The organism is Pseudomonas sp. Sample_20 (genome assembly GCF_004307585.1).
GTDB lineage: Bacteria > Pseudomonadota > Gammaproteobacteria > Pseudomonadales > Pseudomonadaceae > Aquipseudomonas > Aquipseudomonas atacamensis.
On record NZ_RCOA01000004.1, the window covers coordinates 27906 to 38960 of the forward strand.

Here is an 11055-nt window from a genome sequence, read left to right on the forward strand (position 1 = left end):
GCGTTCTTCACTGAATCCAAAGCCACAATCACCTCGGTCTTCCAGGTCGATGCATGACGCAAGACACTTCGGTCGGCCCTCTCCCTCCCAGAGGGCGAGGTGACTGATTGGGTGATGCTTGAAATCGACGCCGACCTGAGCGTTCTTCACTGAATCCAAAGCCACAATCACCTCGGTCTTCCAGGTCGATGCATAGCGCAAGACACCTCGGTCGGCCCTCTCCCTCCCAGAAGGAGAGGGGACTGATTGGGGGATGCTTGAGATCGACGCCGACCTGAGCGTTCTTCACTGAACCCAAAGCCACAATCACCTCGGTCTTCCAGGTCGATGCATGACGCAAGACACCTCGGTCGGCTCCCTCTCCCTCCGGGAGAGGGCTGGGGTGAGGGGCTTTTGATCCAGCGTGATTAAACAGGCTGCAACTTCTGCTCAAACACTGCTACCCCATCCAGATCCCGCAACACCACGCTCATCTCCCCGCTCTGCCCTTCGATATTCACCTCGCCAAAAAACTGAAATCCGGCAAACGGTGAGGTGTTCTGTGCGGGCGGTGCTTTCTCGAACACCACCTCAGGCCCGAACGTCTTGTCCAGTGGATTCGGCCCGAAACTGCCGGCGTTCAACGGCCCGGCAACAAATTCCCAGAACGGTTCGAAATCCTGAAACGCGGCGCGGTCCGGGTGGTAGTGATGCGCCGCGCAGTAGTGCACGTCCGCCGTCAGAAACACGAAATTACGCACCTGCTGCGCACGTAAAAATCCGAGCAATTCGGCAATTTCCAGTTCACGTCCCTGCGCCGGGCCGGGGTCGCCGTTGGCCACGGCTTCCCAGCGTGCAACGCCCGGGCTGACCTCACCGTCCGGGACGCCCAGGCCGATGGGCATGTCGGCGGCGATAACTTTCCACTGCGCCGTCGACGCCTGCAATTCACGCTTGAGCCAGTCCAGTTGCTCGCGGCCGAGAAACGGTTTTGCCGCGCCCAGGTTGGCATCGTTGGCTTCGCGATAGCTGCGCATATCCAGCACGAATACGTCGAGCATCGGCCCGTAGCTGAGCTTGCGATAAATGCGCCCGCCGCCGTCCGCCGCTTGCAAACGCATCGGCGCATATTCCAGCCACGCCTGCCGCGCGCGGCCGACCAGCTTGTGGATATCTTTCTCCTGATAACGCTCATCCAGCTGCTTGCCCGGTGACCAGTTGTTGACCACTTCGTGATCGTCCCACTGCCAGATCTGCGGCACTTCGGCGTTGAAGCGGCGGATGTTTTCGTCCATCAGGTTGTAGCGATAGTTGCCGCGATAATCGTCGAGAGTCTGCGCGACTTTGCTCTTGGCTTCGGTGGTGATATTGCGCCAGATGCGCCCGCTTTCGGTGGTCAGTTGCGCGGGCACCGGGCCGTCGGCGTAGATGGTGTCGCCGCTGTGAATAAAGAAGTCCGGCAGGCGCAGGCGCATGGCTTCGTAGATGCGCATGCCGCCGATGTCCGGGTTGATCCCGAAGCCCTGGCCGACGGTGTCACCGCTCCAGACAAAACGGATGTCGCGCCTGGCCGTCGGCACGCTGCGCAGATGGCCGAACCACGGTTCGCTGGCGACGCCGCTCTGCGCATCTTCGAAGTGCACGCGATAGAAGACTGCCTGGTTGGCCGGCAGGCCGGTGAGTTCGACGCGGGCGGTGAAATCGCTGCGCGCATCGGCCAGTGGCGAGACGAATTTGCGCGGGTTGCCGAACAGGCTGCCGGTGTCCCACTCCACCACCATGCGCGCCGGGCGATCGCTGCGGCTCCAGATCATCGCGCGGTCGCCGAGCAGGTCGCCGGACTGCACGCCGTCGGTGAGCTGCGGACGATCCTTGACCGAGGCAATCACCGCCGGCGCCAGCCCCGGCAGCAACAGCCCGGCGCCGACCGCTTGCATGACGCGACGCCGACCGAGATTGAAATCGCTCATGGTGTTCTCCCTGCAAAAGGGAAAACTTAAGCATGCCTATATGAACTCGCCATGACACCCTTAACCATGTGGGAGCGAGCTTGCTCGCGAAGGGTACCTATCAGTAGAAATTTTTTTCGCTGACACACCGCTTTCGCGAGCAAGCTCGCTCCCACAGGTTTTGCGACGTCAGCTAAGCCTTGGCCGGTTCCAGCGCTAACTCGACAGCCTCCGGCCGTTTGAGCAGCGCATACACCACCGCCGTAACCAGGCTCCCCGCAACAATCGCCAGCAGATACAGCAGCGCATGGTTGATTGCATTGGGGATCGCCAGCACGAACAAGCCACCGTGCGGCGCCATCAGTTTGCAGCCGAAGTACATCGACAAGGCACCGGTCAGCGCGCCGCCAGCGATGCTCGCCGGAATCACCCGCAGCGGATCTTTCGCGGCAAACGGAATCGCCCCTTCGGAGATAAAGCACAGGCCGAGCACGAACGCCGCTTTGCCGGCCTCGCGCTCGGTCTGGGCGAACTTGCGCCGGGCAATGAAGGTGGCGATGCCCAGGCCAATCGGCGGCACCATGCCGGCGGCCATGGTCGCGGCCATCGGTGCGTAACTCTGCGAGGCCAGCAGCCCCACCGAAAACGCATAGGCAGCCTTGTTGATCGGCCCACCGAGGTCGACGCACATCATGCCGCCGAGCAACACGCCGAGCAGAATCGCGTTGGTGGTGCCCATGCTGTCGAGGAACTGCGTAAGCGCGGCGAGCATGCCGGCGACCGGTTTGCCGACCACGTAAATCATCACCAGGCCGGTGACCAGACTGGCCAGCAACGGGATGATCAGAATCGGCTTCAACGCTTCCAGGCTCTGCGGCAATTTCACATAGCGGGCAATGGCTTTGGCGGCATAACCGGCGATGAAGCCGGCAATAATCCCGCCGATGAATCCAGCGCCCAGAGTGCCTGCGAGCAAACCGCCGATCATCCCCGGCGCAAGGCCCGGGCGATCGGCGATCGAGTAGGCGATGTAACCGGCGAGTAGCGGCACCATCAGTTTGAACGCGGTTTCGCCGCCGATCTGCATCAGCGCCGCCGCCAGCGTGCCTTCTTCCTTGTAAGCGGTGATGCCGAACACGAAGGACAACGCGATCAGCAAACCACCCGCCACCACCATCGGCAGCATGTACGACACACCCGTGAGCAGGTGTTTGTAGACGCCGGTTTTCTCGGACTTGGCCGGGGCCTTGCCGTCGCTTGCCGCACTTTCCACTGCGCCTTCGGCCAGGGCTTTTTTCAGGGTCGCTTCGGATTGCTTCAGGGCTACGCCCGTGCCGCAGCGATAGATCTTTTTGCCGGCGAAACGCTCGGTGGCGACGTCGATATCTGCCGCCAGCAGCACCACGTCAGCCTCGGCGATGGCCGTTGCGCTGAGCGGGGTTTTCGCGCCCACCGAGCCTTGGGTTTCGACCTGCAATTCATAACCCAGGCGCTTGGCGGTCTGCTGCAACGCTTCGGCGGCCATGAAGGTGTGGGCGACGCCGGTCGGGCAGGCCGTGATAGCAACGATGCGTGGCGCACGTGGCGCGTCAATCGCCGGTTCGACTGCGCTGGCCACGTAGACTTCGGCTTCTTCAGCACCGCGACGCAGCACCGCTTCGACATCCTGCAAGGCCTGCGCCGGAGCGATCTGGAACACGCGCTTGCCGACGAAGCGACTCATGTCCACCGCGCCGGTGGTGACCAGCAAGACCCACTCGGCGGCTTCGATGGTCGCCGCCGACAATTCGCGTTCCGGGTGCGCCGGATCGACCACTTCAACGCTGGTGCTCCAGCCCTGACGCTGCGCCGCTGCATCGAGCAGACGCGCGCACAGCACACTGGTGACCATGCCGTTCGGGCAAGCCGTAACAATGGCTAACTTCATGACAAACCCTCTTATTGTTCTGTCAGGGGGCGCACGCGCACGCCCTGTTCGAGCTGCGCCAGTTGCGCAGCGTCGTTGATGCCAAAACCGATCTGGGTCACCGCCATTGCCGCAATCGCGGTGGCGGTGCGCAGGGTTTGCTCGGGGGTGTCGGCGCTAAGCAGACCGTGGAGCATGCCGGCCAGCAAGGAATCGCCGGCACCAACCGTGCTCGCCACGCTGACCTTCGGTGGCGAGGCATGCAGGGCCGAGCCGACACTGAACCAGTTGACCCCGTCGGCGCCGTGGGAAATCACCACGTGCTCGATGCCTTGCGCATGCAAACGTGCGGCGGCTTGTGCTTCGGCGATCGGCGACACCACTTCGCAGCCGAGGGCGTGGGCCAGTTCTTCGGTGTTCGGTTTGATCAGCCAGGGGCTGGCCTGCAACGCGGCGCGCAAGGCTTCGCCGCTAGAGTCGAGGGCGACTTTCAAGCCGAGCGCGTTCAAGCTTTCAATCAGCTCGCGCAACCACTGCGCCGTGACGCCGCGCGGCAGACTGCCGGCGACCACCACCGCATCGTGCCCCGGTGCGATCTGCTGCAAGCGATCAAGCAAGGCTTGCTGCGCCGTTGCATCGACCACCGGGCCAGGCCCGTTGATGTCGGTGATGCGCCCGTCCTGTTCGGCGACTTTGATGTTGCTGCGCGTCTCGCCCGGCACGCGGATGAACGCGTCGACGAAACCGCGCTTGGCGAACAGGGTTTCGAACGCTTGCTGATTGTCTTCGCCGAGAAAGCCGCTGACGGTGACCTGATGGCCGAGATCCGCCAGCACCTGGGCGACATTGACGCCTTTGCCCGCAGCGTGGGTGTGCATCTCCTCGCTGCGATTGACCTGACCGGCATCCAGCCGTGACAGCTCGACGGTGAGGTCGAGTGCCGGGTTGAGGGTCAGGGTAAGAATCTTGGCCATTACAGGGCCTCCACTAATGCGCGCACTTCATTCGCGCTGCCCACGGCCAGGGCCTGCTGAGCGAGGATTTGCGCCTGGGGCAGGCTGAGTTCACGGATGCGCGCCTTGACTTCGGCAATGCTGCGCCCGGACACGCTGAGCTCGTCGACACCGAGGCCAACCAGCACCGGCACCGCCAGCGGGTCCGCCGCCAGCTCGCCGCAGACGCCCACCCATTTGCCATGGGCATGGGCCGCGCGCACGGTGATGTCGATCAGTTGCAGCACCGCCGGGTGCAAGCCGTCCGCTTGTGCAGACAGCGTCGGATGACCACGGTCGATGGCCAGGGTGTATTGCGTGAGGTCGTTGGTGCCAACGCTGAAGAAGTCGACTTCCTTGGCCAGTACCGGCGCGAGCAATGCGGCCGATGGCACCTCGATCATGATCCCCAATTGCAGGTCGGCGACTGGAATTTCCAGACGCAGGCGTTCGGTCATGTCGCGGGCCTGGCGCCACTCTTCGACGCTGCCGACCATCGGGAACATGATCCGCAGCGGACGGTTGTCGGCCGAGCGCAGCAAGGCGCGCAGTTGCGCTTCCATGATCTGCGGCCGCTGCAGGGTCAGGCGAATACCGCGCACGCCGAGGAACGGATTTTCTTCCTTGGCGATCGGCCAATACGGCAGCGGTTTGTCGCCGCCGACATCGAGCGTACGCACCACCAGCGGCCGCCCGGCCAGACCATCGAGGACGCGACGGTATTCGGCTTCTTGGGTCGCCTCATCCGGTGCCTGTGGGTGGGCCATGAAAATCAGTTCGGTGCGCAGCAGACCAATGCCTTCGGCGCCCTGCTCCACCGCGCTGGTCACGCCTGCGCTTTCGCCGATGTTGGCGAACACTTCGACGGCGTGGCCGTCGGTGGTGTGTGCCGGTTGATGGCGTTGTTCGGCGGCGATCTTCAGGCGTTGCTCGCGGGTGTCGCGCTCTTCAGCGGCACGCTTGAGGGTCGCGGCATCGGCGTCGACATGCAGACGGCCACGCTGACCGTCGAGCAACAGCGGCGTGCCCGGCTCGAGCAACAGCACCGCTGCACCCGCGCCGACCAGTGCTGGAATACCGAGCGCGCGGGCGACGATGGCGCTGTGCGCGGTAGCACCGCCGCGCGCGGTGAGAATCCCTGCCACTCGCGCAGGATCCAGGCGCGCGACATCGGACGGGCCGACTTCGTCCATCACCAGAATGTACGGTTGCTCAGGTTCGTTCGCGGTTTGCACGCCACACAATTGCGCCAGCACTCGACGGCCGATGTCACGCAGATCCGCAGCACGCTCGGCGAGCAAAGCGTCCTGCAGCGATTCCTGCTGTTTGGCGGCCGCTTCGATCACCGCCATCCACGCCGCTTCGGCGCTTTCGCCTTGCTTGAGGCGGGTGTCGACTTCGTCGGTCAGATCCGGGTCGTCGAGCATTTCCTGATGGGTGATGAAAATCTCGCGAATCGCCTTGGCCTTGCTGCGTTCGATCAAGCCTTGGATGTCGCGGCGCACGTCGCTCAGCGCTTGCTTGAGGCGCTCGCGCTCGATCGCGGCAGATTCGCCGCGCAACGGGTAATCGATGGTTTGCAGCACCTGAATGTGCGCAGGGCCGATGGCGATGCCCGGTGCGGCAGGAATCGCCTGCAACAGGCTGCCGGAGGCCGGAGCCACCAGCACTTCGGCGATGTCGGCGATCACTTCGCGCTGCTGACTCATGGCCGGCAGCGGCTCGACTTCCTCACCGAGGCCCTCTTCAATCGCCGCGAGCAGGGCCGGCAAGGCATCGGCGGCGATGCTCGGCTCGGCGATCAGCTCCAGCACCTGACCGCGCCGGGCACCGAGACTGAGCAGTTTGCTCAGGCTCTTCACCGATACGGCGCTGTCCTGGCTGTCGACGATGCGCACGCGGATTTCGCCATCAAAACTCTTCGCCAGTTGCGCAAGAATCTTCGCTGGTCGTGCGTGCAAACCATGGGCATTGGCCAGGGCAATACGTGCACTCGGCCAGTCGGCCGGCAGTTCACCGCCGAGCACTTCGAGGACTTTGCGGCTGCTGGTGGCGCGGCCCAGTTCGTGGCCGCGACCTTCGATCAGCAACGCGCACAAACGCTCGAGCAACGCCTGATGCGCTTCGCCCAGACTGGCGAGGCAGAACAGTCCGCTGAGCGGCTGGCCGAGGTAGCGCATCGGTTTGTCCGGGGTGACGAACGCCAGTCCCGGACGCTTCACGGTCTGCTCGCTGTGCAGCCACCACAGGCCGTCGCCCAGTGGCAGCGCTTCAACCTGCTGCAACACGCCGGCAAAGCCGTTGCTCACACAATCGGCCTGACGCAGCAGACGTGCGCCGCGCCAGACCAGTTCTTCGAAATCGTCGGCCGACACGCCGAGGCCGATCATCTGCGCATCCAGCGCCAGTTCCTGCGGCGCGCCTTGCAACAGTTTCAGCAGCGCTTCGGGGGAGCTGGCGCGACGCAGGGCCTGGCCCAGATCGGTCTCGCCGAGGGCGCGGGTCAGCAGTTGCAGCAGGCGCAGGTGTTCATCGGATTTCGCCGCGATGCCGATCGCCAGATAAACGATCTGGCCATCGCCCCAATCGACGCCATCAGGAAACTGCATCAGGCGCACGCCGGTGGCGAATACCTGATCGCGGGTTTCCGGCGTACCGTGGGGAATGGCGATGCCTTGACCGAGAAAGGTCGAGCCCTGGGCTTCCCGGGCCTGCAGGCCGGCGAGGTAGCCGTCGGCAACCAGACCGTCGGCAACCAGATGACTGGCCAGCAATTGCAGGGCAGCGGGTTTATCCACGGCCGACTGGCCCATGGATATCTGCTCTATAGTGAGCTCGAGCATGCGATCTCCTTTTTGGCGCAGTTCAACGCCAGGTATTGTTTTGAATGGTTCACAGCTTAGGCGCTCTGCCGCGCTTTTCAGCGGCAGTTTTGGCGGTTTCACGGCAGGACCGGCCAAAGGCGTCTAAAACGTAGAAAATACGCTTGCTGAAACGTTTAATCTAGATTGATCGGCACGTTACTCGATAATGTCTCATCCTTGAAGTCCAACTGGTCGGATCTGCCCAAGCAATAAGTCGACTGCCCTTATCGGGTAGGATTGGCGAAAATGTCGCGGCATGCTCGAAAAAACAAGGAAATACCGGGTTGAAACTCAGTGATATCGCGCGGTTGGCCGGCGTCTCCGTCACCACCGCCAGCTACGTCATCAACGGCAAGGCCGAACAGCAACGCATCAGCAACGCGACCGTCGAGCGCGTGCGCGCGGTGGTCGATCTGCACGGCTTCACGCCCAATCCGCAAGCGGCCGGCCTGCGCAGTCGGCACACGCGCACCCTGGGCTTTATCTTGCCGGATCTGGAAAACCCCAGTTACGCGCGGATCGCCAAGTTGCTCGAACAAGGCGCGCGGGCGCGCGGTTATCAATTGCTGATCGCCAGCTCCGACGATGCGCCGGACAGCGAGCGCCAGTTGCTGCAACTGTTCCGCGCCCGTCGTTGCGATGCGCTGATCGTTGCCAGTTGCCTGCCGGCCGGTGATGACAGCTATCGGCAGTTGCAGGCCAAGGGTCTGCCGATCATCGCCATCGACCGGGTCATGGAACCGGAGCATTTCTGCTCGGTGATCAGCGACGACCGCGAAGCCAGCCTGCATCTGACCCAGAGCCTGCTCGATCCGCAGCCAAAGCAGATCGTGCTGCTCGGCGCACGGCCGGAGCTGAGCATCAGCCAGGAGCGTGCCGCCGGTTTCCGCGCAGCGCTCAACGATTTCAAAGGCGAGGTGCTGGTCGAGCACGCCGAGTCGTTCAGCCGCGAGTGCGGCAAGCAATTGATGGAAGAACTCCTGCAGCGTCTGGGGCATTTGCCTGACGCGCTGGTGACCACTTCCTACGTGCTGCTGCAAGGCGTGTTCGATGCGCTGCATGATTTCCCGCTGAAATCGAGGCCGCTGCGCCTCGGCACCTTCGGCGACACGCAGTTGCTGGATTTCCTGCCGCTGCCGGTCAATGCCATGTCCCAGCAACACCAGTTGATCGCCGACAAGGCCCTGGAACTGGCGCTGGCCGCCGTCGAGCAGGACGACTACCAACCGGGCGTGCAAGCCATTGCGCGGACCTTCAAGCAGCGTATTCATCGGGACTGAATCGTGGAGCTGATCGACAGCCACACCCACCTCGACTTCCCAGACTTCGACGCCGATCGCGCCGAGTTGCTGGCCGAAAGCCGCGCTCTCGGCGTGCGGCGCATCGTCGTGCTGGGCGTGCATCAGGGCAACTGGCAACGGGTGTGGGATCTGGTGCAGAGCGATGCCGAGCTGTACGCGGCGTTCGGATTGCACCCGGTGTTTCTCGATCAGCATCGGCCCGAGGATTTGCATGCGCTGGGGGACTGGCTGACGCGCTTGCGCGGACATCGTCAGCTGTGTGCGGTGGGCGAGATCGGCCTGGATTACTTCATCGAAAACCTCGATCGCGAACGGCAACAGGCGTTGTTCGAAGCGCAGCTGCAACTGGCGGCGGACTTCGAGTTGCCGGCGCTGATCCACGTACGCCGCAGCCACGCAGCGGTGATCGCCACGCTCAAGCGCTTCAAGCTCAAACGCGCCGGCATCATCCACGCCTTCGCCGGCAGCCGTGAGGAAGCGCGGGAATACATCAAGCTTGGTTTCAAACTGGGCCTCGGCGGCGCACCGACCTGGCCGCAGGCATTGCGCATGCATCGGGTGCTGCCGGAACTGCCGCTGCAATCGGTGGTACTGGAAACCGACTCACCAGACATGGCCCCCGCCATGTTCCCCGGCCAGCGCAACAGCCCGGCGCATCTGCCGGCAATCTGTGCGGCGTTGGCCGAGCTGATGAATATCACTGCTGAACAACTCGCCGCTGCCAGCACGGCCAACTGCTGCGAAGTCTTCGGCTGGTAATACTGCCGTCCCCGGTGGGAGCGAGCCTGCTCGCGAAAGCGGTGTGTCAGTTACAGCTATTTTTCAGACAGACCGCTATTACGAACAGGCTCACCCCTACATTCTAGATTGTGCTAAATGATGTAATCACTTAGTGCTTTCAGCCCACTACTGCGAAATCTTCGATAATCCACCAAGTTCAAGGAATTTGACCAAGACCAAAAAGCGGAAATCACAGAACAGCACAACACGGCTAAAGCTTGATTTAATCTGCCTACTTCTAAACAGCAAGTCACTTTCCGGGAAAAGTATAGTAGACGGAATTTTCGCCGCTCTCATCAAAGAAAGGAAGATCAAAATCAAACCTGACATACACTCGAGCTTTTTTATTTGCCCCTACATACCCTCCGACAGCCCACTCGTTCCACTTATCGTCCTGTCGCATACTGTCTGGAGAATCAATACCCCACCATTGAACATCATCAAAACTGAAATGTATGTTGGCCTTATGCCTTCCAAAATAATCTGGATCATTAATTGTGTACTCTGTGGAATAACAGTAAAAAATACTTCCATCGCTACTCCACCAATATCTGTATCTTATTTGTCCCCGGTAAGCTCCCCTGACCGCATGAAGCTCCCCATCATATAAAGTCGCGTTCTTGCTAAGCCTTTCAAAATCCTCTTTGGTGATAGTATTTTTTTTAGAAACGTTCTCTACACCAGGCGCAGGTCTGCCACTGGAAAATCTGTTACTTGATTTCATGATCGCTCCCTAAAACATAGTAAAGACAAGATGAAAATACATCGGGTCGTTCTGGCTAACTTAGTAAATCCGATTGACCCAACTCGTCCTACTGTAAAACCTGACAGTCCCGACGAGCGGCTTCACTCAGCCGTGCCGAAATCAAGAATCTACGAAGATGCTTACGCTGGACGCGAAAACGGAAAACTGCGATGGATGTCTAAAGGGCGAGCGAGAGGCAGGGGGATACATCAAGCGGGATTCAAACTGGGTCTCGGCAGTGCAACGACCTGCCGGAACTGCCACTGCAATCGGTGGTGCTGGAAACCGACTCACCGGACATGGCCCCCGCCATGTTCCCTGGCCAGCGCAACAGCCCGGCGCATCTGCCGGCGATTTGTGCGGCGCTGGCCGAGCTGATGAATATCACGCCTGAACACCTGGCCAACGCCAGCACCGCCAACTGCTGCGAAGTCTTCGGCTGGTAACACCGCCATCCCCTGTGGGAGCGAGCCTGCTCGCGAAAGCAATCTGTCAGTGACATCGTCAATGCCTGACCCACCGCCTTCGCGAGCAGGCTC

8 protein-coding genes and 1 pseudogene are annotated in these 11055 nt (G+C 61.8%); 3 read left to right on the forward strand and 6 right to left on the reverse strand.

The genetic code is table 11. The features are described from left to right. The 5 genes from D8U70_RS27855 to ptsP all read right to left on the reverse strand — a co-directional run. Positions 1-201 (reverse strand): hypothetical protein (locus D8U70_RS27855; protein WP_206663040.1); only part of this gene is annotated, 201 nt, incomplete at its 3' end. A gap of 206 nt (positions 202-407) precedes the next feature. Further along, positions 408-1949, reverse strand: coding sequence for an alkaline phosphatase D family protein (locus D8U70_RS00775; protein WP_130928105.1), 1542 nt, complete (start codon positions 1947-1949; stop codon positions 408-410). A gap of 172 nt (positions 1950-2121) precedes the next feature. Next, positions 2122-3855 (reverse strand): PTS fructose-like transporter subunit IIB, encoded by a 1734-nt coding sequence (locus tag D8U70_RS00780; protein ID WP_130928106.1) that lies wholly within the window; start codon positions 3853-3855, stop codon positions 2122-2124. An 11-nt stretch (positions 3856-3866) separates the two neighbouring features. After that, positions 3867-4808, reverse strand: coding sequence for a 1-phosphofructokinase (gene pfkB, locus D8U70_RS00785; protein ID WP_130928107.1), 942 nt, complete (start codon positions 4806-4808; stop codon positions 3867-3869). Then, positions 4808-7669: a phosphoenolpyruvate--protein phosphotransferase gene (ptsP, locus tag D8U70_RS00790; RefSeq protein WP_130928108.1), complete on the reverse strand. Its 2862-nt coding sequence runs from the start codon at positions 7667-7669 to the stop codon at positions 4808-4810. Before ptsP ends, pfkB begins: the two co-directional genes overlap by 1 nt. 305 nt (positions 7670-7974) lie before the next feature. Here ptsP and cra point away from each other — a divergent pair, with 305 nt between their 5' ends. Then, positions 7975-8970 carry a catabolite repressor/activator gene (gene cra / locus D8U70_RS00795; RefSeq protein ID WP_024011578.1) on the forward strand — a complete coding sequence of 332 codons (996 nt, stop codon included), beginning with the start codon at positions 7975-7977 and terminating at the stop codon, positions 8968-8970. Positions 8971-8973: 3 nt separating this feature from the next. Then, the gene (locus D8U70_RS00800; RefSeq protein ID WP_130928109.1) at positions 8974-9750 is read left to right on the forward strand and encodes a TatD family hydrolase; all 777 of its coding nucleotides are present in this window, start codon (positions 8974-8976) and stop codon (positions 9748-9750) included. Positions 9751-10021: 271 nt separating this feature from the next. Here D8U70_RS00800 and D8U70_RS00805 read toward each other — a convergent pair whose 3' ends face one another. Further along, positions 10022-10495: a hypothetical protein gene (locus D8U70_RS00805; RefSeq protein WP_122747371.1), complete on the reverse strand. Its 474-nt coding sequence runs from the start codon at positions 10493-10495 to the stop codon at positions 10022-10024. Positions 10496-10770: 275 nt separating this feature from the next. On the opposite strand from D8U70_RS00805, the pseudogene D8U70_RS00810 reads away from it, so the two are divergent. After that, a pseudogene (locus D8U70_RS00810) lies at positions 10771-10962 on the forward strand (TatD family hydrolase); the annotation flags it as partial. Positions 10963-11055: the final 93 nt, after the last annotated feature.